Annotated in this window: 26 protein-coding genes and 1 pseudogene; 13 read left to right on the top strand and 14 right to left on the bottom strand. The window is 72.4% G+C overall.

Going from position 1 to position 24530, the window contains the following annotated elements; all coding sequences use genetic code 11:
* Positions 1-4: 4 nt before the first annotated feature.
* Positions 5-802, bottom strand: coding sequence for an ErmE/ErmH/ErmO/ErmR family 23S rRNA (adenine(2058)-N(6))-methyltransferase (gene erm / locus AB0B97_RS21900; protein WP_357495953.1), 798 nt, complete (start codon positions 800-802; stop codon positions 5-7).
* 483 nt (positions 803-1285) lie between these two features.
* Complete coding sequence (locus AB0B97_RS21895; protein WP_357495951.1) at positions 1286-2188, bottom strand: Gfo/Idh/MocA family oxidoreductase; 903 nt, start codon at positions 2186-2188, stop codon at positions 1286-1288.
* 463 nt (positions 2189-2651) lie between these two features.
* Between AB0B97_RS21895 and AB0B97_RS21890 the strand changes: the two genes are divergently transcribed.
* Positions 2652-3044 carry a hypothetical protein gene (locus AB0B97_RS21890; protein WP_357495949.1) on the top strand — a complete coding sequence of 131 codons (393 nt, stop codon included), beginning with the start codon at positions 2652-2654 and terminating at the stop codon, positions 3042-3044.
* Positions 3037-3453, top strand: coding sequence for a hypothetical protein (locus AB0B97_RS21885; protein ID WP_357495947.1), 417 nt, complete (start codon positions 3037-3039; stop codon positions 3451-3453). The genes AB0B97_RS21890 and AB0B97_RS21885 overlap by 8 nt, the downstream gene beginning before the upstream one ends.
* Positions 3454-3482: 29 nt before the next feature.
* On the opposite strand, the gene fabG is transcribed toward AB0B97_RS21885, so the two are convergent.
* Both fabG and AB0B97_RS21875 read right to left on the bottom strand, forming a co-directional pair.
* Positions 3483-4241 carry a 3-oxoacyl-ACP reductase FabG gene (fabG, locus tag AB0B97_RS21880; RefSeq protein WP_234585952.1) on the bottom strand — a complete coding sequence of 253 codons (759 nt, stop codon included), beginning with the start codon at positions 4239-4241 and terminating at the stop codon, positions 3483-3485.
* A gap of 43 nt (positions 4242-4284) precedes the next feature.
* A complete protein-coding gene (locus tag AB0B97_RS21875; RefSeq protein ID WP_357495945.1) occupies positions 4285-5937 on the bottom strand; it encodes an alpha-amylase family protein in 1653 nt (550 codons plus the stop codon).
* A 78-nt stretch (positions 5938-6015) separates the two neighbouring features.
* On the opposite strand from AB0B97_RS21875, the gene AB0B97_RS21870 reads away from it, so the two are divergent.
* Together AB0B97_RS21870 and AB0B97_RS21865 are read left to right on the top strand one after the other, a co-directional pair.
* On the top strand, positions 6016-6630 hold the full coding sequence (locus AB0B97_RS21870) for a DUF1349 domain-containing protein (protein ID WP_357495943.1): 615 nt from the start codon (positions 6016-6018) through the stop codon (positions 6628-6630).
* A 95-nt stretch (positions 6631-6725) separates the two neighbouring features.
* Positions 6726-7397, top strand: a complete 672-nt coding sequence (locus tag AB0B97_RS21865; protein ID WP_234585960.1) for a DedA family protein — start codon at positions 6726-6728, stop codon at positions 7395-7397.
* Positions 7398-7439: 42 nt separating this feature from the next.
* On the opposite strand, the gene AB0B97_RS21860 is transcribed toward AB0B97_RS21865, so the two are convergent.
* Together AB0B97_RS21860 and AB0B97_RS21855 are read right to left on the bottom strand one after the other, a co-directional pair.
* Positions 7440-8195: a membrane protein insertase YidC gene (locus AB0B97_RS21860; protein WP_357495941.1), complete on the bottom strand. Its 756-nt coding sequence runs from the start codon at positions 8193-8195 to the stop codon at positions 7440-7442.
* Positions 8196-8293: 98 nt separating this feature from the next.
* Positions 8294-8587: a DUF6412 domain-containing protein gene (locus AB0B97_RS21855; protein ID WP_234585971.1), complete on the bottom strand. Its 294-nt coding sequence runs from the start codon at positions 8585-8587 to the stop codon at positions 8294-8296.
* 206 nt (positions 8588-8793) lie between these two features.
* On the opposite strand from AB0B97_RS21855, the gene AB0B97_RS21850 reads away from it, so the two are divergent.
* The 3 genes from AB0B97_RS21850 (at position 8794) to AB0B97_RS21840 (ending at position 12375) form a co-directional block, all read left to right on the top strand.
* Positions 8794-9930: a glutamate--cysteine ligase gene (locus tag AB0B97_RS21850; protein ID WP_357495939.1), complete on the top strand. Its 1137-nt coding sequence runs from the start codon at positions 8794-8796 to the stop codon at positions 9928-9930.
* Between the two features lie 24 nt (positions 9931-9954).
* On the top strand, positions 9955-11334 hold the full coding sequence (locus tag AB0B97_RS21845) for an FAD-dependent oxidoreductase (RefSeq protein WP_357495937.1): 1380 nt from the start codon (positions 9955-9957) through the stop codon (positions 11332-11334).
* Between the two features lie 72 nt (positions 11335-11406).
* Entirely contained in the window at positions 11407-12375 is a 969-nt protein-coding gene (locus AB0B97_RS21840; protein ID WP_234586074.1) for a LacI family DNA-binding transcriptional regulator, read from the top strand.
* A 180-nt stretch (positions 12376-12555) separates the two neighbouring features.
* Here AB0B97_RS21840 and AB0B97_RS21835 read toward each other — a convergent pair whose 3' ends face one another.
* The 3 genes from AB0B97_RS21835 to AB0B97_RS21825 all read right to left on the bottom strand — a co-directional run bounded on the left by AB0B97_RS21835 (position 12556) and on the right by AB0B97_RS21825 (position 15548).
* A complete protein-coding gene (locus tag AB0B97_RS21835; protein ID WP_357495935.1) occupies positions 12556-13509 on the bottom strand; it encodes a carbohydrate kinase in 954 nt (317 codons plus the stop codon).
* Positions 13506-14771 (bottom strand): AGE family epimerase/isomerase, encoded by a 1266-nt coding sequence (locus tag AB0B97_RS21830; RefSeq protein WP_357495933.1) that lies wholly within the window; start codon positions 14769-14771, stop codon positions 13506-13508. Before AB0B97_RS21830 ends, AB0B97_RS21835 begins: the two co-directional genes overlap by 4 nt.
* 351 nt (positions 14772-15122) lie before the next feature.
* Complete coding sequence (locus AB0B97_RS21825; RefSeq protein WP_357495931.1) at positions 15123-15548, bottom strand: nucleoside deaminase; 426 nt, start codon at positions 15546-15548, stop codon at positions 15123-15125.
* Between the two features lie 77 nt (positions 15549-15625).
* Here AB0B97_RS21825 and AB0B97_RS21820 point away from each other — a divergent pair, with 77 nt between their 5' ends.
* A complete protein-coding gene (locus tag AB0B97_RS21820) occupies positions 15626-16492 on the top strand; it encodes an aminoglycoside phosphotransferase family protein (RefSeq protein ID WP_357495929.1) in 867 nt (288 codons plus the stop codon).
* A gap of 18 nt (positions 16493-16510) precedes the next feature.
* Here the strand turns inward: AB0B97_RS21820 and AB0B97_RS21815 are convergent, their stop codons facing one another.
* From AB0B97_RS21815 to AB0B97_RS21805, 3 genes and pseudogenes are all read right to left on the bottom strand, one after another.
* A complete protein-coding gene (locus AB0B97_RS21815) occupies positions 16511-17320 on the bottom strand; it encodes a DNA-formamidopyrimidine glycosylase family protein (protein WP_234586010.1) in 810 nt (269 codons plus the stop codon).
* 56 nt (positions 17321-17376) lie between these two features.
* Positions 17377-17577 carry a DUF397 domain-containing protein gene (locus AB0B97_RS21810; protein ID WP_357495927.1) on the bottom strand — a complete coding sequence of 67 codons (201 nt, stop codon included), beginning with the start codon at positions 17575-17577 and terminating at the stop codon, positions 17377-17379.
* Positions 17570-18456, bottom strand: a pseudogene (locus AB0B97_RS21805) (helix-turn-helix transcriptional regulator). Before AB0B97_RS21805 ends, AB0B97_RS21810 begins: the two are co-directional and overlap by 8 nt.
* Positions 18457-18665: 209 nt before the next feature.
* Between AB0B97_RS21805 and AB0B97_RS21800 the strand changes: the two are divergent.
* From AB0B97_RS21800 to rocD, 5 genes are all read left to right on the top strand, one after another.
* Complete coding sequence (locus tag AB0B97_RS21800; RefSeq protein ID WP_234586029.1) at positions 18666-18836, top strand: hypothetical protein; 171 nt, start codon at positions 18666-18668, stop codon at positions 18834-18836.
* Positions 18833-19087 (top strand): hypothetical protein, encoded by a 255-nt coding sequence (locus tag AB0B97_RS21795; protein ID WP_357495925.1) that lies wholly within the window; start codon positions 18833-18835, stop codon positions 19085-19087. The genes AB0B97_RS21800 and AB0B97_RS21795 overlap by 4 nt, the downstream gene beginning before the upstream one ends.
* A gap of 111 nt (positions 19088-19198) precedes the next feature.
* Positions 19199-20068 (top strand): sulfite exporter TauE/SafE family protein, encoded by an 870-nt coding sequence (locus tag AB0B97_RS21790; protein WP_357495923.1) that lies wholly within the window; start codon positions 19199-19201, stop codon positions 20066-20068.
* Between the two features lie 668 nt (positions 20069-20736).
* The gene (ddaH, locus tag AB0B97_RS21785) at positions 20737-21552 is read left to right on the top strand and encodes a dimethylargininase (protein WP_357496249.1); all 816 of its coding nucleotides are present in this window, start codon (positions 20737-20739) and stop codon (positions 21550-21552) included.
* Positions 21549-22763 (top strand): ornithine--oxo-acid transaminase, encoded by a 1215-nt coding sequence (rocD, locus tag AB0B97_RS21780; RefSeq protein ID WP_357495921.1) that lies wholly within the window; start codon positions 21549-21551, stop codon positions 22761-22763. The genes ddaH and rocD overlap by 4 nt, the downstream gene beginning before the upstream one ends.
* A gap of 82 nt (positions 22764-22845) precedes the next feature.
* Here the strand turns inward: rocD and AB0B97_RS21775 are convergent, their stop codons facing one another.
* A complete protein-coding gene (locus AB0B97_RS21775; protein ID WP_234586038.1) occupies positions 22846-24000 on the bottom strand; it encodes an FHA domain-containing protein in 1155 nt (384 codons plus the stop codon).
* A complete protein-coding gene (locus AB0B97_RS21770; RefSeq protein ID WP_234586040.1) occupies positions 23997-24290 on the bottom strand; it encodes a 4a-hydroxytetrahydrobiopterin dehydratase in 294 nt (97 codons plus the stop codon). The genes AB0B97_RS21775 and AB0B97_RS21770 overlap by 4 nt, the downstream gene beginning before the upstream one ends.
* Between the last annotated feature and the right edge of the window lie 240 nt (positions 24291-24530).

Genomic DNA, 24530 nt, shown 5'->3' with positions numbered 1-24530 from the left:
CGGCTCACCGCGCGTGCAGCAGCCGGAACAGCACCAGCCACTGCTCCGGCCAGACGTACCCCACGGGGGTGTCCGACGCGATCCGGGTCGCGCGCAGGGCGGCCGCGACCCGCGCCGGCGGGTGGTGCCGGCGCAGGGTCGCGGCGAGCGAGCCGCCGACGCCCTCGAAACCCCACCCCACGAGCCTTCGGTACGCCGGCAGAGCCGCCGCCGGCAGCAGCGGCTCCGGCCGCCGTTCGATGCGCAGGATTCCGGCGTCGACCGCCGGCACCGGCCGAAACGCGGTACGTGGCACCCGCCCCGCCAGCCGCCACCCGAACTCCGGCCAGGTCGAGACGGTCAGCCGCGTCCACCGGCCGTAGTCGCCGCTGCGGCGGCGGGCGTACTCCAGTTGGGTGAGCAGTGTCGCGGACCGCAACCGGGGCGCGGCGAGGCACCACCGCACCACGGCGGAGGTCAGCGACCAGGGGATGTTGCCGACCACCGCGAACGGCTCCGGTGGCGGCTCGGCGGCCAGGAAGTCGGCCTGCCGGTGCTCCACGTTGGACAGCTCCCCGCAGACGGCGGCCAGCGCGTTGCGGACGCCAGGGTCCACCTCGTATGCCGTCAGCCGCCCACACCGGGCGGCGAGGGGTCGGGTGAGCTGCCCCCGGCCCGCGCCGACCTCCAGCAGGAGCCCGGCCGGATCGGGGTCGGCGGCGCGGACCACCCGCTGGACGGCCGCGCGGTCGACGAGGAAGTTCTGGCTGAGTACGCGACGGGACCTGTCGCGTTCGGTTGATCGGATCGGGCGAGGCGCCACGGGTCGTCGTCCTGTCTGTCGCCGCTCGGCGACGGGCTGGACAGGCAGCAGGAATTGCCGGACCTGTCCGAGTGGATCGGGACTCGGACGGCCCTGGACGATGCGCGGGTACGCGAAGACGAGGCGACAGCCTCGTGCCGTGGCGAAGGATCAGCGGCGGCGGGGCGACAGCCCCGGCGCACCGCGAAGTGGACCGATCAGCGGCAGGTCACGTCCCAGCCCGTCAGGGCCGGACGCCGGACGCGCGGACGGGACACCAGCAGGGCACCCCAGGCGGCCGGCGTACCGACCCCCTCGATCAGGGCATGCGTGATCATGGCCCCCACCCTACCGACCCCCACCCCACCCACCCCACCCATTTCCCCACCGGCTTGGCGCGGTGATCATGAAGTTATTGCCATGACACGCCGGGCGGGGTGGCAATAACTTCATGATCAACCGGGGCGGGCAGGGGGTGGGGCCCGGCGGGTGGGGTGGGGTGGGTTACTGGAGGGGGATGGTGCGGGATTCGGTGCGGGCGGTTTCGGCGGCGGCGAGGATCGCGACTACCTCGCGGCCGAAGCGGACGTCGCAGCGGTGGTCGCGGGTGCCGGTCCGCACCTGCTCGACGAGCTGGTCGATCGCGACACCGAACGCCGTGTCGGCGTCGTTCTCGCCGACCGGGACGGTCTCGATCCCGTTCTCGCCGTAGAACACGAACTCCCGGGCCATCGCCTCACGAGGGGCGTCCAGGGACAGCGAGGCGCTGCTGGTGGCACCGCCGTCGTGGGTGAGCAGCAGGTGCACCATCCCGCTCGGCCCGTCCATCGCCGCCACCTGGGTCACCCGCCCCAGCACCGGCAGGAGGATCGAGAGCGCGTGCGGGGCGATGTCCCAGAGTGCGCCGTGCTCGCGACGCCACAGGGAGCCGCCGTACGGGCTGCCCTCCTGGAAGATCGACGCGAAGGCGGTGGTACGGCCGTGCTGCCAGCCGCCGGCGGCGGCGGTCGCGGCGAGGAACGCGGTGACGTTCGGCTGGAACCGCTGGGTGAAGAACACGACCGAGGCGACCCCGGACGCCTCGGCGGCGGCGACGACCCGGTCGGCGTCCTCGACGGAGAGCGCCAGCGGTTTGTCCAGCAGCAGGTGACGGCCGGCGGTGGCGGCCCGGACCGCGATGTCGGCCTGAACGTCCGGCGGCAGCGCGACAGCGATCGCCTCACACTGCTCGATCAGCGCGTCGACCTCGGCGTAGGCGGGCACCCCGTACCGCTCGGCCAGCGCGGAAGCCCGCTCGGGGTTACGCCCCCACACGCCTACCAGTTCCGCGTCCGGGTGTGCGTGCAGCGCCTTACCGTGCGTCTCGATCGCCCAGTGACCGGTGCCGAACAAACCGAACCGCAGCACGTGTACCTCCGCTGTCTCCCCGCACCGTGGCGACGCCACGGACGTGATCCACGCTAGTCGCCCCACCGGGCCCACCGGCGGCGGGTCGCCAACCAGGGCAGCCCAATGCCCCCGTACCCGGGAGGAACGAACCAACCGACGGGTGCCGTCGCCCGGCGGGACGACCACTCCCCCTTGATCGCGCTCGATCCAGGATCCAGTGGCCTCGTTCGCGCCCGAAGCCACTACTTCCCGGATCGAGCACGATCTTGGCCCCGGGGGACCGGGCGGGCGGACCGGGCGGGGCGGGCGAGCGGTGCGGGCGAGCCGGGCGGGGCGTGGTGCCCCACTCATGGGGCAGCTCGACAGGGGCCGAACACCCCTCGACGACCCGCCGCGGGCGCGGCGGCCAGGCAGCGTGACCCGGGTACTACGACGGTTAGTAGGCTGTGCCGGTGACCGAGGCAACGACCAGGTGGGGCCGATGACGAGCGCGGCCGCCGACTCGCCGGTGGACGGGCTCCTCGCGACGGCGTCGATCGTGCTCTCGCTGCTCGTCGCCGTGTGGGCGCTGGTCGCGGCGGTACGCCACCGGCCACCGGACCGGGTGCAGTTCGCCGGTCTGGCCGTACTGGAGGTGGCACTGCTCGCGTTGGCGGTGCTGGCCCTGGTCGCGGTCGGTGGCGGGGACCGGCCGGGCGAGCCCGGCGCGTTCTACGGCTACCTGGCCACGCTCGTCTGCCTGCCGCCGCTGGCGTGGGTGCTGGCCCGGATGGAGCCGACCCGCTGGGGGTCGGCGATCGTCTGCGCGGTCTGCCTGGTCGCACCGGTAGTGGTGGTCCGGCTGCAGCAGACCTGGGAGGTCCTCGGTGGTTGAGACACGACCGGTCCGACGCGCCACGAACGCCGGTCCGGGGCGGCTGCTGATCGCGGTCTACCTGCTCTTCGCCATCGCGGCCACCAGCCGGGCAGGTCTGCAGATCGCCACCAAGTTCGACGAGGCGCCGGTGGCGTACCTGCTCTCCGCCCTGGCCGCGCTCATCTACATCGTGGCCGCGGTGGGTCTGGCCCGCGCCGGGCACACCGGCCGACGGGTGGCGCTGGCCTGCTGCTCGGTGGAGTTGGTCGGGGTCGTCGCCGTCGGCATCCTCAGCGTTGTCGACAAGGACCTGTTCCCCGACGAGACGGTGTGGTCGCAGTTCGGCAGCGGGTACGGCTACATCCCGCTGGTGCTGCCGGTGCTCGGCCTGTTCTGGCTCTGGCGCACCCGCCGCGACCCGGCCTGACCGGCCGGGCCGCGTGACGAGGGCGCGCGTCAGGCCCGCGGGCCGCCGGCGACGTAGATGACCTGCCCGGAGACGAAGCCCGCCCCCTCACTGGCCAGGAACGAGATGGTGTGCGCGACGTCCTCCGGGCGACCCGGGCGACGGACCGGGATCTCGGCGGCGGCGTGCTTCTGGAGGTCGTCGAAGTCGACCTTCATCCGGGCGGCGGTGGCGGCGGTCATGTCGGTGACGATGAAGCCCGGCGCCACCGCGTTGACCGTCACCCCGAACGGGCCCAGCTCGATGGCGAGCGTCTTGGTGAAGCCCTGGAGGCCCGCCTTGGCCGCGGCGTAGTTCGCCTGGCCCCGGTTGCCCAGGGCGGACGTGCTGGACAGGTTGACGATCCGCCCCCACTTGCGGTCCACCATGTGCTTCTGCGCGGCCTGGCTGAACAGGAACGCGCCGCGCAGGTGCACACCCATGACCGTGTCCCAGTCGGCGTTGGTCATCTTGAACAGCAGGTTGTCGCGGAGCACACCCGCGTTGTTGACCAGCACCGTGGGGGCGCCCAGCTCGGCGGCGACCCGCTCGACGGCCGCCTCGACCTGCTCCCGGTCGGACACGTCGGCGCCCACGCCGAGCGCACGGCCGCCCGCGCCGACGATGGCGTCCACCGTCTCCTTGGTGGCGGCCTCCTCGATGTCGACCACGGCGACGGCCATCCCGTCGGCGGCCAACCGCCGGGCGGTGGCCGCGCCGATACCGCGCGCGGCTCCGGTGACGATGGCGACGCGGGGCTCCTCCGACATGATTACCTCCCGGTAACGTGGGGTCGATCGGAGGAGCTTAACGTCAGAACCCCCGGCCCCGGCATAGGCGAATCCACCGGTATCCGTACCCGGAGACCTTCACCGCGCCGAGCTTGCCCAGCTCGCCGTAGCCACGGTCGGCGAGCACGTCGATCGGCAGATCGGCCTCCGGTTCGAGGCTGCTCAGGTCCACCTCGACGTCATCGGTGCCCAGGTTGTGCACGAAGACCATCGTCCCGGTCGGCCCGTCCGCCCGGTGCGCCAGCACCCCGGCCGGCATCGCCACGTCGATGTGGGTGGTCGAGCCGGAGCCGATCTCGGGGGCCTCCCGCAGGGTCCGGATCATGCGCTCGAACCAGGCCAGCAGCGACTTCGGGTCGTTGCGCTGGGCGGTGACGTTGACGTTCTGGTAGCCGAACTCACCCTTGTCGAGCACCGGGCGGACCAGCTTCTCCGGGTCCGCGGTGGAGAAGCCGGCATTCGGCTGGTACGACCACTGCATCGGGGTACGGATCGCCTCCCGACCGGGCAGCGACAGGTCCTCGCCCATCCCGATCTCCTCGCCGTAGCGCAGCACCGGCGTGCCGCGCATCGAGAACTGCAGGGCGTACGCCAGCTCGATGCGCCGCCGGTCGTTGCCGAGCATCGGGGCGAGCCGGCGACGGATGCCCCGGTCGTAGATGCGCATGTTCTCGTCCGGGCCGAACTGCTCGTACACCTGGTTGCGCTGTTCGGTGGTCAACCGGGACAGGTCGATCTCGTCGTGGTTGCGCAGGAACGTCGCCCACTGCCCACCGACGGGCAGCTTCGGGGTGTCGCGCAGCGCCTCGATCAGCGACTCCGGGTCCTGCCGGGCCAGGGCGAGCATGAGCCGGCCGTTGAGCATGAAGTCGAAGAGCATGTGGATGCGGTTGCCCGAGCCACTGGTGTCGCCGAAGAACGTCGGCAGTTGGTCCGGCTCGACGTTCGCCTCGGCCAGCAGGACGGCGTCGCCGCGCCGCCACTGGACGTGCTGGCGCATCTCGGTGAGGAACTCGAAGTCCTTCGGCGAGTTCGGGTTGCCCGGCTCGGTCAGCTCGATGATGAACGGCACGGCGTCCATCCGGAAACCGGAGACCCCGAGCTGGAGCCAGAACGACATGATCTTCTTGACCTCGGCCCGGACCTGCGGGTTGGCGAAGTTGAGGTCCGGCTGGAACTTGTAGAACCGGTGGTAGAACCAGGCCTTGGCCGTCCGGTCGTAGCTCCAGGTCTCCTTCTGCTCACCGGGGAAGACCATGCCCTGGTGCCGGTCGTCCGGCTCGGTGTCGGACCAGACGAACCAGTCGCGGTACGGCGAGTCCGGCGACGAGCGGGCGGACTGGAACCACGGGTGCTCGTCGGACGTGTGGTTGACCACCAGGTCGATGATCACGCGGATGCCCCGGTTCTGCGCCTGGTGCAGCAGCTCGGCGAAGTCGCCGAGGGTGCCGAAGCGCGGGTCCACGTTGTAGAAGTCGGTGACGTCGTAACCGTCGTCGCGGTTGGGTGACGGGTGGATCGGGTGCAGCCAGAGGCAGGTCACGCCCAGCCGGGCCAGATAGTCCAACCTTCCGATCAGCCCACGGATGTCACCGACCCCGTCACCGTCGGAGTCGGCGTACGTGTCGATGTCGAGGCAGTAGACGACGGCTTCGGAATACCAACGGTCACCCATGCCGGAGGAACATCTCCGGTCGATCACCGCGGCAAACCCGGGCGTCGGAGCCGGGCGGGGTTGGTTACCGTGCCGGTTATGGAGATCGACCTCGTACCGCCGAGCGAACCGTTGGACTGGGCCCGGGGCGTCTGGCTGCACCCGCCGGTCCGCGCCGCGCAAGGCCCGGCCGGCGAGCTGGTCGTCGAGGCCGGTGCGGAGACGGACTTCTGGCGGCGGACCAGCTACGGCTTCGTCCACGACAACGGGCCCGCCCTGCTGGCGCCGCTGCCGGTCGGCGCCGCCATGGAGGTGAGCTTCGTCCTCGACTTCTCGGCGCAGTTCGACCAGGCCGGCGTGCTGGTCCGCGTCGACGAGGGGACGTGGGTCAAGGCGGGCGTCGAGGTCAGCGACGGCGAGTCCCAGCTCGGCGCGGTGGTGACCAGGGAGTTCTCCGACTGGTCGGTGTCCCCGGTCCCCGGCTGGGCCGGCCAGGAGGTGACCGTGCGGGTCAGCCGCGCCGGCGACGCGCTGACCGTACGGGCCCGGGTCGCGGACGCGGCCTGGCGACTGGTCCGCCTCGCTCCGCTGGACCCGGCGGCCGAGGCGATGGCCGGCCCGTTCTGCTGCGCGCCGACGCGCGCCGGTCTCACCGTGGTGTTCACCGGCTGGCGGCAGGGCCCGGCCGACACCGCGCTGCACCCGGAGGGCTGACCCGGCCGGCGTGGCAGGGCTCACGCGCAGGTGTGTGCCGCCGGTCGCTGGGTATGACCTTCCGATCCCCGGTAGCCGGATCGGAAGGACGACCAATGGCGTACGCCCAGACTGGTGACCCGTCCGAGTTCACCGGCCTGACCGGGTGGGTGGCCTCGGTGATCGACGCGACGGGCCCGGTCGGCGTGGCGCTGCTGGTCGCGTTGGAGAGCATCATTCCGCCGATCCCCAGCGAGATCGTGCTGGCGTTGGCCGGGTTCCTGGCCCACGAGGGCAAGTTCAACGTCGTCCTCGTGGTGGCGGCCGCGACGGTCGGCTCGCTCGTCGGCGCGCTGGTGCTCTACTGGCTCGGCGCGGCGCTCGGCGAGGAACGGCTCAAGCGCTGGCTGGACCGCATCCCGTTGGTGGACCGCGACGACCTGGAGAAGGCCGACCGCTGGTTCGAGCGGCACGGCCGGTGGGCGGTGCTGATCGGCCGGGTGGTGCCGGTGGTCCGCAGCCTGGTCTCCGTGCCGGCCGGGGCCAACCGGATGCCGCTCGGTGAGTTCGTCCTGCTCACCACGATCGGCAGCGGCGTGTGGAACGCCCTCATCGTGGGTGCCGGTTACGCGCTGGGCAGCCGCTGGCAGGACGTCGCGCGCTACAGCGACTGGTTCAACTACGCCATCGGCGTGGTCTTCGTCGTGATGGTGGTCAGTTGGGTGATCCGCAAGGTCCGCCGTCGGCGCGAGCGCGACGACCGGCGGTCGGTGACCGCCGGTCGCTGATCCGCGTCGACAGTTGAGCGTTCGCGGCTCCCTGCCCGGCCGTCAGCCCTGGGCGGTGTCGGCGGGCGACGGTGCGGCCTGGGGCCGGCGCAGCACCGCCTGTTCCAGCGCCGACCAGGCGGTGGTCGTCACCAGGTAGATCACCGCCGCGAGCGGCAGCACCAGCGCCACCAGCACTGTCGTGAACGGCAGCAGGGGCAGCAGCCGGCCGAGCGTGGCGGCGCCCGGCCCCTCGGTGGGCGTACCGGCCACCGTGCCGACCGCCGCCGACGCCCGGCGTGCCCGCCGGGACGACCACCACGCCAGCACCAGCAGCAGGCCCAGCAGGACGACGAAGAGCGGCCCGGCCGCGCCGGACAGCCCGTCGCTCACGTGCTGGCCCAGCGGCACCCCGGCCAGCCGTTCGTCGAGCAGCCCCGTGCCGCCCTCGTCGGTGGCGAACAGCCGGTACAGCACCAACAGGAACGGCGCCTGGAGCAGCAACGGCAGACAGCCGGCGATCGGGTTCGCACCGGCCGAGCGGTACAGCGCGAACACCTCGCGCTGGAGCGTCGCCGGGTCGTCGGCGTACCGCTGCTGGAGATCGCGCACCTGGGGGGCGAGCGCCGCGCGGCGCCGTTCCCCGCGGACCTGCGCGACGGTCAGCGGGGCGATGAGCAACCGGACGGCGATGGTGAGCAGCACGATGGCGGCGACGGTCGCGGTGCCGCCGGCCAACGGTTCGAGCAGATCGGTGAGCCAGGACAACGCGGTGCCGGCGGCGCCGACGACGTCGTGCAGTGGTGCGAAGGCGAGCATGGGAAACCCCTCGGTCCGATTCCGGAGGGTCCTTCCCGGCGGTGGCCGCCGGCACGAAGGACCGGTGACGGTGGGATCGGCCGCGCGGCGGTGTGGCGCTACGCGGCCGAGGGGAGCCCAGGTGCCCGGGGGCGAGGTCGGCCGGCGGCGTCCGGGTCGATCTGGCGGGGAACCCGGCGACCCCGGGCGCGGGCCCGTAGCCCGGCCCAGCGTCGTGCGACGCCAGTTGCCCCCGCCGGGGCGGGCACGTGCGCGGCGAGCAGCGCGGCGAACAGGACCAGGGCGGTCAGGGCGGCCCCGGCCAGCAGGTCGGCCGGGCGGTCGGCCAGCATGGTGAGCTGGGCGAACGCGGACATCCACGCGACCCAGAGGAAACCCAGCGGCACCGGCACGGGCTCAGCATAGGACCCGCTGTCACGCCGCCCGGCCGAATCGCGAGCCCCCCACCGGCCGATCCGCCCGGTGTCAGGCGCCAGTTGTGGGCGACACGCGCGGGCAGCGCGCCGTCACACGTTTCCGAGCGTTGCCACTGTGGGTAACCAGACGGCCGACCGACGCGGACGGACCGCAGACGGCAGAAACGGACGGTGGTGTCGCGATGACGGGCCAGGTGGCGGAGGCGCCCAGCGGGACGACCGCGGGGACCGAATTGCTCACCGTGGGTGTCGAGGAGGAGTTTCTGCTCGTCGACCCGCACACCGGAGCCGCGGTGCCCGCCGTCGACCTGGTGATGGAGCAGGTGCCGGCGGAACTGCGCGGTCAGGTGGAGCGCGAGTTCCAGACCAGCCAGATCGAGATCGGCTCGCCGCCCGGTCTTGAGCTGTCCTCGATCCGGCACTCCCTCGGCGTACTCCGTAAGGCCCTCGCCGAGGCGGCCGAGCGGGCCGGCGTACGGCTGCTGGCCATCGGCACCGGCCCGGTGGACGGCCCGGTGCCGCCGGTCGTGGACAAGCCCCGCTTCGACCGGATGATCGAACGCTTCCGGCTGCTCGTGCCCGGCCCCGGCAACAACGGCATGCACGTGCACGTGGGCGTCCCCGATCCGGAGACCGGCGTGCAGGTGCTCAACCACGTCCGGCCGTGGCTGCCGATGCTGCACGCCGTCACCACCAACTCGCCGTTCGCCGGTGGCGAGGACACCGGCTACGCGAGCTGGCGCTCGGTGGAGTGGGAGCGCTGGCCGTCGGTGGCGCCGACGCCCTGGTTGGAGTCGCACGAGCACTACCAGCGGCTGATCCGTCAGTTGATCTCCAGCGGCGTGATGCTCGACGAGGGGATGCTCTACTGGTACGCCCGGCTGTCGGCGAAGTACCCGACCGTGGAGCTGCGGATCGGCGACGTCTGCCCGACGGTGGACGACGCGGTGCTGGTCGCCGCGCTGGTGCGGGCACTCGTGGCCACCGCCATGGCCGACGTCGAGGCCGGCCGGCCCGCCCTGCGCACGGACCACCACCTGCTGGTCGGCGCGCACTGGAGGGCCGCCCACGACGGCCTGGAAGGCGAGGGCGTCGACGTCACCAACGGCGAGCTGCGCCCGGCCTGGGAGCTGCTGGACCGGTTCGTGGAGCGGATGCGGCCGGCGCTGGAGCAGCACGACGACTGGGCGGAGGTGTCCGACCTGTTGGGCGGGCTGCGCCGCCACGGCACCGGCGCGGCGCGGCAGCGTGCCGTGTACGCCCGTACCGGACGGCTCGTCGACGTGGTGCAGGACGTGGCGCGACAGACCCGTGGCTGAACACGCCCGTGACAGGATGGTCCCGTGGCGCAACGACTGATCGTCATCGGCGGGAACGCCGCCGGCATGTCGGCGGCGTCGCAGGCACGACGCCGCCGCGGCCCTGACGACCTGGAGATCGTGGTCTTCGAGCGCGGTCACTTCACCTCCTACTCGTCGTGCGGCATCCCGTACTGGATCAGCGGGATGGTGTCCGGCCCGGACGAGCTGATCGCGCGGACCCCGGAGACGTTCCGCACGAAGTTCGCCGTGGACGTCCGGATGCGGCACGAGGTGACGACCATCGACCTCGAACGGCGCGAGGTGGTCGCCCGGGACCTGGCGGGCGGCGGCGAGGTCCGCGAGCGCTTCGACGAACTGGTGTACGCCGCGGGCGCGGTGCCGGTGCAGCCACCGTGGGCGGACACCGACGCGGGCGGCGTGTTCGGGATGCAGACCCTCGACGACGGTGCGGCCCTGCGCGCCTGGCTGGACGCCGAGCCGCAGCCCAGCCGGGCAGTGGTGGTCGGTGGCGGGTACATCGGCGTCGAGATGGCCGAGGCGCTGATCGAGCGCGGCCTCGCGGTGACCCTGGTCGAGGCGGGCCAGCAGCCCATGGCGACGGTGGACGGCGACATGGCCGAACTGGTCGCCGAGGCCATGCGCGGCCTCGGCATCACGATCCGCACCAGCCTGCCGGTGACCGGCCTGGATCAGCGGGACGGCCGGGTGTCCGCGGTGGTCACGGCCGAGGGGTCGATGCCGACCGACGTCGTGGTCCTGGGGTTGGGCGTACGCCCGAACACCGCCCTCGCCAAGGCTGCCGGCTTTCCGATCGGGCCCACGGGTGGCATCCGCGTGGACCGCCGGATGCGGGTGCCGGGGCTGCCCGGGGTCTGGGCCGCGGGCGACTCCGTGGAGACGCTGCACCGGGTCAGCGGACTGCCGGTGCACGTGCCGCTGGGCACGCACGCCAACAAGCAGGGCCGGACGGCCGGCATCAACATCGGCGGCGGGTACGCGACCTTCCCGGGCGTGATCGGCACCGCGGTGACCAAGGTCTGCGACCTGGAGGTGGGTCGGACGGGCCTGCGCGAGCGGGAGGCCAGGGCGGCCGGCTTCGAGTTCGTCTCGGTGGTCGCCGACTCGACCAACCGGGCCGGCTACTACCCCGGCGCGCGGACGATGACCGTCAAGCTGATCGCCGAGCGACCCAGCGGCCGGCTGCTCGGCGCGCAGATCGTCGGCTGGTCCGAGGCGGCCAAACGGATCGACACGTTGGCCGTGGCTCTGTGGAACGGCATGACGGTGGATGACATGACCGCGCTCGACCTCGGCTACGCTCCGCCGTACGCGCCGGTCTGGGATCCGGTGCTGATCGCCGCCCGAAAGGCGGTCGACGCGCTCGCCGCTCTCGACCGCTGACCCGCGCCCGCCGTGGAGGACCACCCCGTGACCCAGACTCCGACCAGGTCGGCCGCACGCCGACGCCCAACCATGGTCGATGTCGCCCGGCACGCCGGGGTCAGCCTGAAGACGGTCTCCCGGGTGGTCAACGACGAGCCGGTGGGGCAGGAACTGCTCGGCCGTGTGCTGGCCGCGATCGCCGAGCTGGGTTTCCGGCGCAACGACATCGCGCGCAACCTGCGCTCGCGGCAGCTCAACGCCACGGTCGGGCTGCTCATCGAGGAGATCGCCAACCCGTTCTACGCCACCATCGCGAGCGTCGCCGCCGAGATCGCCGCCGCGCACGGCACCATGTTGATCACCGCTTCGTCGGAGGAGGACCCGGAGCGGGAACGCGCCGTCCTCCAGGACTTCACCCAGCGCCGCGTCGACGGGCTGCTGGTGGTGCCGGCGGGTCCCGACCACTCGTTCCTGCGCCGCGAGGTCGAGCTGGGCATGCCGGTGGTCTTCCTGGACCGGCCACCGCAGGGGCTGCTCGCGGACGCCGTGCTGCTGGACAACCGAGGTGGCGGCCGGGCCGGGGTCGGCGCGCTGCTCGACGAGGGGCACCGGCGGGTCGGTCTCCTGCTCGGCGCTCCGAGCGTCCCCACCATGCGTGAGCGGCTGGTCGGCGCTCGGGCCGCGCTGGCGGAGGCCGGAGTCGAGCCGGACGATTCGCTGGTCCGCGAGCGCCTGATCGCTCCCGAGGACGCGGGCCGGGCGGTCGCCACGCTGCTCGACCTCCCGGACCCGCCCACCGCGTTCTTCTGCGGCAACAACCGGCTCACCGTCGGCGCCCTCGCCGAGCTGCACCGCCGGGGCAGCGACGCGGCGCTGGTCGGCTTCGACGACTTCGAGCTGGCCCACCTGATGCCCCGGCCCTTGACGGTCGTCGGCTACGACACGCGGGAGCTGGCCCGCGTGGCGACGGAGCGCCTCTTCGAGCGGATCGCCGGCGACGACTCCCCGCCAGCAACCACAGTCCTACCCACCCGCCTCCTACGCCGAGGCCTCCCCTAACGACCCACCCCGCACCCCCGCACCCCCGCGCCCCGCCCCGCCCCGCCCCGCCGCGCCCCGCCCCGCGATCTTGCACTTTCTGTCGTTGTTTTGTGCAGGATCACGCGCTTTGTCGGGGCAGAAAGTGCAAGATCGCGGAGGTGGGGGGCAGGGGCCGGGGGGTTGGGAGCGGGGTTGGGGTCAGGTTGTTGTGGTCAGGAGGGCTTCTACCTCTGCTCGGCGGGGCGGGTCGGCGCCTCGGTGGGCGCAGGTCAGCGCGGCCACCGTCGCGGCCTGGCGCAGGACTGCGCTCCACTGCTGCTCGGTCACCGCGGCGAGCCGGTCGGCCGGCCGGTCACCGAGCGCGTCGATGTCGGCCAGCGCGGCCAGCAGGCCTCCGGTGAACGAGTCGCCGGCGCCGACGGTGTCGACCACTGTGGTGCGTACCGCCGGTTGTTCGTGCAGTGCGCCGTTCGGGGCGAGCAGCCACGCGCCCTCACCGCCCCGGGTGACCACCGCACAGGACACGCCGGCCTCGCGCCATTCGGCCAGCACGTCGCCCACCGAGCGGTCCGGGTAGAGCCAGGCCAGATCCTCGTCGCTGGCCTTGACCACGTGCGCGAGGCGGATCTGGCGGCGGGTCCGCTCCTGCTCCGCGGCCCGGTCCGTCACGATGCTCGGGCGCAGGTTCAGGTCGATCGAGATGGTCAGCCCGTCGCGGTCGCGTTCGCGGGCGAGCAGGCCCTCCAGCACCTGCGCGCCGGGCGCGAGCGCGAGCGCGAGGGACCCGGTGTGCAGGGCCGTCGCCGACGATCCGGCCAGGTCGGGCAGCTCCTGCGGGATCCACTGCCAGTCCGCCGCGCCGTCGAGCCGGAACTCGTAGCTGGCCTGCCCGGTGGCGTTCAGGGTGGCCACCGCCACCGACGTGGGCTCGGCGGCGCGGACCGCCCACCGCAGGTCCACCTGGTTGGCCGCCAGGTGCTCGGCGATCTGTCGGCCGTACTCGTCGGGGCCGATCCGGGCCAGCAGCCGCACCGGCTCGTCGAGCCGCGCCAGGGTGACCGCCACGTTCGCCGGGGAGCCACCCGGCACCGCCCGCTGCCCCTCGGCGGTGACCACCAGGTCGATGAGGGCCTCGCCCGCCACCACGATCATGCGGTCACCGTGCCGGGGTCGAGCGGGCCGGGACCACCGAGGCCGGCGGCCGAGCGGGACAGGAGCACCGCCTGGTACGCGTGGTAGACGTCCGGCCGGCCGTGCCAGACCGTGTCGGCGGGCAGGTTCCGCTCGTCCAGCTCGTGCCGCCAGCCGGTGCCGTCGATCAGGTAGCGGCGTGCGTACGCCCAGAAGACCCGGTACCACTCGTCGTAGACGGCGTCCTCGGTGCGGCGGTGCAGGGTGACCGCCGCGCCGATGGCCTCGGCCAGCACCCAGTGCATCCGGGAGCGGACCACCGGCTGGTCGTCCCAGTCGATCGTGTAGACGAAACCGTCGGCGCCGTCGACCGCCCAGCCGCGCCGCACGGCGGCCGCGAAGAGGGTACGGGCGTCGGCGAGCAGCCAGCCCGGTGGCTGCGGCAGGACCGCCTCCAGCTCCAGCAGCAGCCGGGCCCACTCCAGCCAGTGGCCCATCGTCGAGCCGTACGGCCGGAACGGGTCGGCGGGCTGGTCCCGGTTGTAGTCGAGCAGTGGCGTCCAGTCGGCCGTGAAGTGCTCGGGCAGCCGCCAGTCGTGCCGGGCGGCCTCGGTGTGCACCAGGTGGGTGGCGATCCGCAGGGCCCGGTCGGTCCAGCTCGTGTCGCCGGTGGCGGCGGCAGCGGCGAGGAACGCCTCGACCATGTGCATGCTGCTGTTCGCGCCTCGGTAGTCCTCGGTGACCGTCCAGTCCCGGTTCCACGATTCCCGGACCGCGCCAGCGTCGTCGTCCCAGAACCGGTCCCGCACCACTGTCAGCACGTCGGCGAGCAGGCGATCCGCGCCGGGTCGCCCGGCCCGGGCGGCACTGGACGCGGCGAGGAGCACGAACGCGTGGTCGTACCCGGCCTTGCGCTCGTCGGTGGGCGTGCCCTCCTGGTCGACGGCGCTGAACCAGCCGCCGTACCGCTCGTCGCGCAGCAGCGTGCTGAGCGCGGCGACGCCGTGGTCGACGAGGGCTGCGGCATCCGGGTCACCGTTGCGGTGGGCCAGCGCGGCCACGTGGGTCATCCGGCAGGTGATCCACGTGTAGAGAGGTTCGCCACGATCCGGGGTGCGGTCGTCGGTGAGCCACCAGAACCCGCCCTCGGGGCGGACCGCGCGGCGGGCCGTGTCGAGCAGCGTGTGGGTCTGGTCGGCGAGGAACCCGGCCAGGTCGGGCAGGTCGGGTGACCCTGCCGGGGCAGGGGTCTGGTCGGCGTCGGGTCGGGGCACGTCGCTCATTTCAGCTGGTCACCGTGGGGTAGGAAAGGGACATAGGGCCAGGATCGGCGGGCGAACTGGGTGCGCGCCGGAAAACCGCCAACGGGACACCGTAGACCGGCCGGTCTTTCGCCGGGTACGGCGTGAAGGAAATCATGTGTACGATTCCTCCCCTTTGCCCGTTGACATCGTTGTCACTCTCAAACCCTGCTCCGGAGGCCTGCCGACTGTCAATTCCAGTTGCGTCACACCCACCCGATCCAGAGACCGAGCGGCGCCGCGCTGGACGGTGGCTCGACACGGGCCGGCCGCCGCGTCCCGACCCGCGTCGACCCGGCCGCCCTGCCCGCGCCGCCGCACGGACCGGCCCGGTCAGTAGTAGTCGTCGATCGGCCGACGCGCCTCCTCGAACAGCGCCGGCCCCTCGTAGCGGACCGGAGGCAGCGGCGGGGTGGCCGGCTTGACCTCCTCGAACTGCTCGCCCGACAGGGCGTACACCACGCGCCCGAGGCCGGACCGGTCGATGGCTGTCGCGCACATCGGGCAGGGCTGGCAGCTCGTGAACATCGTGGTGCCGGCGGCCGCTTCCGGCGAGAGTTCCCGGGCGGCCCAGCGGGCCAGCTTCAGCTCCGGGTGGGCGGTGATGTCCGAATCCGAGACGACCGTGTTGTGGTCCTCGATCAGGACCACGCCGCTCGCGTCGACCAGCAACGAACCGAACGGCCGTTCGCCGGCAGCCCCGGCCCGGCTGGCGAGTTCCACGGCACGGCGGAGAAACTTCTCGTCCTCAGGTGTCATCCGTACCACGCTAGCCACAGTGGATCCGACACGCGAACACTGTCGATTCAGCACGATGGATGACCCAGGATGGCCTGATGGATCTGCCTGAGGGACTCGGCTGGATACGAGGGTCAGCGGTCGGCCGGGACTGGCTGGCCGCGCTTCCGACATTGCTGGCGGAGTGCGCCGAGCAATGGACGCTGCGCCTGGGCCCGCCCTTTCCGTACGCGTACGCCTCCCTGGCGCTCCCCGCCGACCTGCCCGACGGCACGGCGGCGGTACTCAAGCTCCAGTTCCCGACCGAGGACAGCCGGCACGAGGCCCCGGCGCTGGCCCACTGGGACGGCGACGGCGCGGTCCGGCTGCTCGCGCACGACCCGGACCGCCATGCCCTGCTGGTGGAACGCTGCCAACCCGGCACGCCGCTGTACGAACTGCCGCTGGACCGGGCACTGGACGCGGCGATCGACGTGCTGCCCCGGCTCTGGCGACCCGCCGGCACGCCGTTCACCCCGCTCGCCGAGGAGGCCGCCGGCTGGCTCGACCGGATTCCGCGAAGCTGGGAACGGACCGGTCGCCCGTACGAGTGGCGGCTGCTCGACGCCGCATGCGCCCTGCTCGTCGACCTGGCGTCGAGCCAGGGCGAGCAGGTGCTCGTCAACCAGGACCTGCACGCCGGCAACGTGCTCGCCGCCGACCGCGAGCCCTGGCTGGTGATCGACCCGAAGCCACTGAGCGGCGAGCGGGAGTTCTCGGTCGTGCCGCTCGTACGCGGTCAGGAGCTGGGCCACTCGCCGGCCGCCGTCCGGCACCGGCTCGACCGGCTCAGCACCGACCTCGGGCTGGACGCCGAGCGGGTACGGGGTTGGACGATCGGCCACACGATGGCCTGGAGCATCGACGGGGACGTCGTCTTCCCGCACCAGATCGAGGTGGTCCGCTGGCTGCTCGACGGCGAGTGACGTCCGGGCGGCGGGCGGTCAGCCGGGCTGGCAGGTGCGGCACCAGTAGAGGTTGCGGCCGGCCAGCTCGCTCCGGCTGACCTCGGTGCCGCAGACGTGGCAGGGCCCGCCGGCGCGGCGGTAGACGTACACCTCGCCGCCGTGGCGGTCGACCCGCGGTGGTCGCCCCATCGCCTCCGGCAGGTGGACGTCGCGCACGGTGTCGATCCGCCCCTGCCGCAGGGCGAGGCGCATCAGCTCGACCAGGTCGGCCCAGAGCGCGTCCCAGCCGGCGCGGGTCAGGTGGCGGCCCGGCATGGTCGGCGACAACCCGGCCCGGAACAGCGCCTCGGTCACGAAGATCAGCCCGGTGCCGGCCACCACCGACTGGTCCAGCAGCAGCGCCGCGAGGGGCGTGGGGCTGCGGGAGATCCGGGCGTACGACCGCTCGGGGTCGGCGTCTGCGCGCAGCGGGTCCGGCCCGAGGCGCTCGCGCAGGGCGGTCACCTCGGGCGGGGTGAACAGTTCGCAGGCGGTGGGCCCGCGCAGGTCGAGCCAGTGCCGGTCACTGGCCAGCCGCAGTCGCAGCTGGCCGACGGGCTCGGGCGGCTCCCCCGGCCCGTCGGTGAACTTCCCGTACAGGCCGAGGTGGACGTGCAGGGTCAGCTCGCCGGCGTAGTGGTGCAGCAGGTGCTTGCCGTACGCCTCGGTGCTCTCCAGGACCGTGCCGGACAGCCGGGCCGCGCCCTCGGCGAAGCGGCCCTGCGGGCTGGCGGCGTGCAGCTTGTCCCCGGCGAACAGCTCGGCGTGCCGGGCTGCCAGGCGATGAATCGTGTGTCCCTCTGGCACGGGACCCAAGGATAGTCAGCGGCAGCCGGCCGGGCCGAATGAGCAACGCGGACACGTCAGCCCAGGCGCTGCTCCCTGACGTCGGCCACGAACGACGCCCAGGCGCGCGCAGGAAAGACCAGAGCGGCATCGGACGGGGCCTTGCTGTCCCGGACGGCGATGACGCCGGGGAGGTTGTCGGCCACCTCGACGCAGTTGCCGCCGCTCCCGCCGCTGCGGGTGCTCTTGCGCCAGGTGGCACCGGCCAGGTCAGTCATGATGCTCCTCGATGATCGAAGTGATCATTTTCTCTGATTCTGCCTCAGTCGACGCCAGCGTCTCCAGATCAGACCAGACATGTTCGAAGGCGGCCACCTCGGTTGGCTTGTCGAGGTAGAGCGCCCCGGTGATGTTCTCCAGGTAGACGGTGGTCGGCTCGGTCGACGCCCTCCCGAACGCCTGCGGGAAGCCCAGCAGGACGAAGGTGCCGGTCTCGCTGGCCAGCGGCGGACCGGCGGCGAGCGGCAGCACCCGCAGGCTGACGTTCGGCAGCCGCGCCGCGTCGAGCAGGTGGCGCAACTGCCCCACCATCGCCCGGCGGTCGGGGATCGTGCGCCGCAGCACCGCTTCGCTCAGGACGACCCGCAACGCGGGCGCGGTCGGCAGCCGGCGGACGAGGATGCCCTGGCGTTGCACCGGACCTCGACCAGCTTCTCCCGATCCTCGGCGCTCATGGTCGGATTCTTGCGGCGGAAAAGCTCGCTGGCGTATTCGCGGGTCTGCAGGAGGCCGGGTATCAGCTCGGCGTCATATTGGCGCAGGGTCGAAGCCGACGATTCCAGGCCGACGTACAGCGAGAACCACGACGGGACGACATCGCCGTACGAATGCCACCACCCTTTCGCGCGAGTTTCCTTCGCGAGCGCGGCGACGATCTCCCGCATATCTTCGGGCACCCGGTAGAGAGCGCACATCGCGCGGGCGTCCACCACCCGCACCGGGACCAGACCCTTCTCGATGCGCCACACCTTCTGCCGCGAGCAGTCCAGTGCCACGGCCGCCGCGTCCAGCGTCACCGAGGCGTCCTCGCGGAGCTGGGTGAGCAGCCGGCCGAGCTGTCGCCGAGGGACCGTGGACCCGCCTGTTTCATCCGTCATGCAACATCACCGCACCCTTCCTGCAACACCGAATGTTTCGCCCCGCACCCATTTCTTTTCCATTCCTCGTGCGTCAATACGGGTCGAGACTAGGACGGCGCGGAGTTGTTGCACAAGGGGGCCGGCGTGGAACAGGCTGTCACGTATCGGGGGCCGGAAAAGGACGCCACTAATGGCGTCGGCGGCAATTCGGCGGAAAGGATGCCGCGGTGCGCGTGTCGTACGACGAATACCTCTTGGCCACCGCGCTGACCCTCGCCCGCCGGCATCGGCCGGTGTGGAGTTGGACGCGGTGGCGCCGGGTGTGCCGCTGCGGCGCGGAGCTGCCCTGCCGGGCCCGCCACCGCATCCCGATCAACCGTGGGCACTGGCCGACGTGACCGAGCTGAAGCCCGGCGACCTCCTGCTGATCGGGGCGGCCTGCTCGGTGCAGTTCTCCGGCGACCGCGAGCTGCGGTTGCGACTGGTGAGCGTGGACGCGCGCCCCACCTACCACGGGTGGGTCTGGCTGACCGGCTACGTCCTGGACGCCAAGGGCCTGGCCATCGACAGGGGGGATTTGTACGTGCAGCGGGCCGGGCTGCGGGTGCTCCACTCCGCGCCGGCGCGGGGCAGGTCAGTCCCCGCGTGATGGCCGTACCCGTAATTGGTGTCAGGAAACGCCCAACGGGGTAGTTGAGGGCGGTACCGCGTGGGTGCCACCCTCTCCGTCGGCCACCACGCATTCATCAGGAGGTGTGTAGTGGTCAGGATTCCTTCGCTGTCCCGCCGGTCCGAGCCGGCACCGACGCGGGACGAGAACCTCGACGGCCGCGTCGACGGCCGCGACGTCCCGGTCGCCGACCGGGAGAGCAGCACGGCAGTCACCGACACCGCCCGGTCCGGGGACGTCACCGACCGACCGGTTGTCACCGACCGGGACGCCGACCAGACGACGTACCGCAGCACGACGGCGACCGGCGACCAGGCCGGCGAGGCCGAGCGGCGTGCCGCCGAGCGCGCGGCCGTGGCCCGGGCCGCCACCGCCCGCCCGGTGGAGGGCGACGCCCGATCCGGCGCCGTCCGCTCGGACGGCCCGACCCGGGCGAGCAGCGCCGCGGCGACCGCCCCGACCATCGAGCGGGACACCGACCTCGACCGCGACCGCACGACCCGACGCCCCGAGCGCGACACGGACCTCGACCGGACGACTCCACGGCCCGACCCGACCGACAGTGTCGGGACCGACCGCCCGGTCGACGCGACCCCCGGGCACACCGAGCCGGAGCCGCCGGTGACGCGCGGCCCGAAGCCCCGGGCCAGCCTGCTCGCCACCCTCGGCCTCATCGCCTCCGTCGCCGGTGCGCTGTTCGTGCTGACCGGCACCCTGGCCGGGTACGGCATCGGGGTCGGCGCGTTCGGCGCGGTGCTCTCGGTGCTCGGCCTGATGGCCACCCGCCGCCGGCACGTCGCCGGCAAGACCGACGCGCTGTTCGGCGTGCTCATCGGGCTCGCGGCGGTGGTGATCGGCGTGCTGGCGATGACCGGTCAGTTCGACTGGCCGACCACCGACGGCGACTGGGTGCAGCGCTTCCGCGAGTGGCTTGATTCACAGTTTGTGGACCGTTTCTAGCGGGCACTGTTCCGCTCGCCGGTGATGCACCGGCGAAAAGCCGGCGGTTCGCCGGCAGCCCGCAGGTGGTTCACCGATCGGGCAACACCCTTTCAGGGGCGGCGATTCGCCGCCCCTGAAGTGTGTCCGGGGTCCGCACAGGCCGTCTCCAGGAGGGGACATCGCGCGGACCCGCACCTTCCCTCCGCTCCCTCTCTTGAGCCCCTCTCCGCCTCTCTCTTCCTCTTCCTCCTGCTCGCTCCTTGCCTTCCGGCTCCCCTTTCTCCTCCTTTCATCCTTTGCTCTGCTTCACCCCAGGCAACACCGAGCGTCCGATTATCGGACGGCAGGTGTTGCCTCCGCTGAAGCAGAGCAAAGGATGCGCCCACTGCCCCCGCAGCCGGGCCCGCACGTCGACCCCGCACGTCGACCCGCAGACGGACCGTGTCGCGCGCACGGCCGGTGTCGTCCCACAGGCCACGTCGGGTGACGCGGAGCACCAGCAGCCCTGGCCGGCCCATCTACGCAACGAATCGCGGCGCGAGACTGACCACACGCAACGAATGTTCGGTCTGCGCAACCTTCGGTGGTGGATCCTTCCGCTGGGGCCGCATACCGTTGAGCAACGGCACCAGCCCGTGGGCCACGGTGGCCGGGCGTGCCCGACCCCTGGGAGCAGGACAATGACGATGGACGCCACCAGCCAGCGCCTGTTGATGTGCCGGCCGACGTACTTCGCCGTCGACTACGCGATCAACCCCTGGATGGACCCGAGCGCGCCGGTCGACGCCGCGCTGGCCGTCCGGCAGTGGGAGCAGCTGCGCCAGACGTACCTGGACCTGGGCCACACCGTCGAGGAGATCACTCCGGTGCCCGGCCTGCCCGACATGGTCTTCGCCGCCAACGGCGGCACCGTGATCGACGGCAAGGCGATGGCTGTGCAGTTCCGCGACCCGCAGCGCGCCGACGAGGCCCCGGCCTACCGGGCCTGGTTCGAGGCCGCCGGCTTCGAGTTGTACGACCCGAAGCACGTCAACGAGGGCGAGGGCGACGTCCTGCTGGCCGGTGACCACCTGCTCGCCGGCACCGGCTTTCGCACCGCGCACGCCTCGCACGCCCAGTTGCAGGAGGTCTTCGGCTACCCGGTGATCACCATGCAGCTCGTCGACCCGCGCTTCTACCACCTGGACACCGCGCTTACCGTGCTCGACGAGCGGACCGTTGCGTACCTGCCGGAGGCGTTCTCCCCCGGCAGCCAGGCCGTGCTGCGCCGGCTCTTCCCCGACGCGGTGCACGCCACCATGGCCGACGCGGAGGTGCTGGGCCTGAACGCGGTCAGCGACGGACGGCACGTCGTGCTGCCCGCGCAGGCCACGGACCTGGCCGCCAAGCTGCGCGACCGAGGTTACGAGACCATCGGTGTCGACCTGTCCGAGCTGCGCAAGGCCGGCGGCGGACCGAAGTGCTGCACGCTGCGACTCCGTCAGGGAAAGGCAAGCAAGTGATCGAGGACATGCTGCGGACCCCGTCCGCCGTACGCGACGCGGAGAAGTACACCGCGCACAACTACCACCCGCTGCCGGTGGTGATCTCGTCGGCCGAGGGCGCGTGGCTCACCGACGTGGACGGCAAGCGCTACCTGGACTGCCTGGCCGGCTACTCGGCGCTGAACTTCGGTCACCGGCACCCGCAGTTGATCGCCGCCGCGCACGCCCAACTGGACCGGCTCACGCTGACCAGCCGGGCGTTCATCCACGACCAGTTCGCCGACTTCTGCCGGGAGTTGGCCGAGCTGTGCGGCAAGGACCTCGTGCTGCCGATGAACACCGGCGCGGAGGCGGTGGAGACCGGGATCAAGGTGGCCCGCAAGTGGGGCTACCAGGTCAAGGGCGTCACCCCGGGCCAGGCCAACATCGTGGTCGCCGAGGGCAACTTCCACGGCCGGACCACCACCATCGTGAGCTTCTCCACCGACGAGGACGCCCGCGCCGACTTCGGGCCGTACACCCCGGGCTTCACCGTCGTGCCGTACGGCGACCTGGACGCGCTGACCGCCGCGATCGACGAGAACACGGTGGCCGTGCTGCTGGAGCCGATCCAGGGCGAGCAGGGCGTGGTGGTGCCGCCGGAGGGCTACCTGCCGGGCGTACGACAGGTCTGCACCGAGCGGAACGTGCTCTTCATCGCCGACGAGATCCAGTCGGGTCTGGGGCGTACCGGCCGGACGTTCGCCTGTGACCACGAGGGCGTCGTGCCGGACATGTACCTGCTGGGCAAGGCGCTCGGCGGCGGCATCGTGCCGGTCTCCGCGGTGGCCGCGAACGCCGACGTGCTTGGCGTGCTCAAGCCCGGTCAGCACGGCTCCACGTTCGGCGGCAACCCCCTCGCGTGCGCGGTGGCCATCGAGGTCGTCCGGCTGCTGGCCACCGGCGAGTTCCAGCGTCGCTCCGCCGAGCTGGGCGAGCGGCTGCGCGCCGGCCTGGAAGCTCTGCTCGGCAAGGGCCTGGTCGGCGTACGCGTGCGCGGCCTGTGGGCCGGCCTGGACATCGACCCGGCGCTGATGAGCGGCCGGGAGGCGTGCGAGCGCCTGATGGAGCGCGGCATCCTCGCGAAGGACACCCACGGCTCCACCATCCGACTCGCCCCACCGCTGGTGATCACCGAAGAGGAGATCGACCAAGCGGTAGCACAACTAGCCGAGGTCCTGACCGCCTGACCCCGGCGCCACCCGCGTCGATCATGAAGTTATTGCCCGCCGCCTCGGCGTGTCGTGGCAATAACTTCATGATCAACCGGAGTCAGGGGCGGGGCAGGCGCATCGCCATCGTGGGGGCTTCGGCCATCACCGACGTGGGAGTGAACGGGGCACCCGTCGGCAACTCCTCGGCGCGGCCGATCTGCACGCCCGGGTACAGCTCGATCATGTCGTTCTCGCCCAGCACCCGGGACTGCTGCGGGGCCAGGGGGATCCGGTCCGCCTCGTTCATCGACCCGGCCGGCCGGATGCCGGAGCCGTTGGTGCTGACGTCGGTGACGATGACCTCGCCAACCCGCAGCTCGAAGCGGACGTGACCCCGGCTGATCCACCGCCGGGCCTCGTCGTTGAGCCACTGGCCGAGCATGATCCCGCCGTCTTGCTCGGGTGCCCGACCGGCCACCACCGGCTGCTCCTCGCTCAGCACGAACCGCCGCCGCACCAGGCCACCCACGCGCACGGCGAGCACCTCCGTACGCGGACGCGGGCCGCCGTCACCGAGGCGTGCGCCGTGTCGCGGGCAGGTCGGCACGCCGTTACGCAGCGAGGGCGGCGGCTGCGCGGCCGGGCTGCGGTCCGCCCCTCCGGCCAGGTCGGCGAACGCGCCACCGCCACCACCGCCGCCGAACAACGCGCAGCCCGACTCCGGGCAGCGCCACTGCCGGGCCAGCAGCTTCGCACCGGTCGGCGAACGCTTGCCGGCCACCGGGGCGTGCCCGCCGCCGACGTGCGCGATGAACACCGGCCCACCGGCGCCCGGCACCGGGGCGACCACCCGGCCGGGCTGCTCGACCAGCCACGGGAACCGCCCGCGCAGCCCGTCGAAGCGCACCCGGGTGAGCACCGGAAGGCCCAGCAGGTCGGCGACCTCCAGCATCCGGTCACCCGGGTTGTCCAGCACCTCCACGAGCCCGTCGTCGGCCCAACGGCGAACCACCATCCGCTCGTTGGAGGTCAGGTCGGCGTCGGAGAGCAGCGCCCGGTGCACCACTGCGTACACCTGGACGCTGTCCTCCTCCAGCTCGCGGGAGAGCGCGTCGATGACCATGCCGAGGCGCAGCAGGCTCGCCGGCCGGCCACCGTCGATGTCCTGGTAGCGGATGATCTCGGCCAGGTCGAGCACCGCCCGGGCCAGCGACGGGTCGGTGCAGACCCGCCCCTCGATGGCGTCCAGAACCTTGCTGATCTCGAATCTCATGCCGCACTCCGGACGATGTCGTCGATCCGCCGGGCCAGCTCGATGTCCCGGTGGGTTACCCCGCCGGCCGAGTGCGTGACACAGCGGAAGGTCAGGGTCCGCCATCGGATGTCGATGTCGGGATGGTGGTCGAGCTCCTCGGCCACCGCCGCCACCCGGTCCACCACCGCGATGGCGTCCGGGAAACTGCCGAGCTGAACGGTGCGGCCGATGCCGGTCGGGTCACCCGACCAGTCGGCCAACCCGCCCAGCTCTTCTCGCACCGCGTCCGCGGTGAGCAGGTCTGCCATGACCAGACCCTACCGGTGGCGCATCCAGCGAGCCGTACGCGCCACCGCTCAGTCGACGCACGCAGACGCCGGCGGGGGGGGGGGACAGGGGGTCGCCCCCCCCGGGGGGAAAGACGCACCCCGGGTGAGGCGCCCGCCCGGCGCGCCCCCCCGGGCGGGGGGGGGCGGCGCCCGGCGCCCCCCAAAGGCCGCCCGCGAACTGCTGGGTCGCGTCACCGCCACCGCCGTTCGCCGCCGGCT

This window comes from Micromonospora sp. NPDC049004 (assembly GCF_040649315.1).
In the GTDB taxonomy this organism is placed as follows: domain Bacteria; phylum Actinomycetota; class Actinomycetes; order Mycobacteriales; family Micromonosporaceae; genus Micromonospora.
Note: the sequence above shows the minus strand (reverse complement) of the source record. Positions and strands in the feature narration are given on the sequence as shown.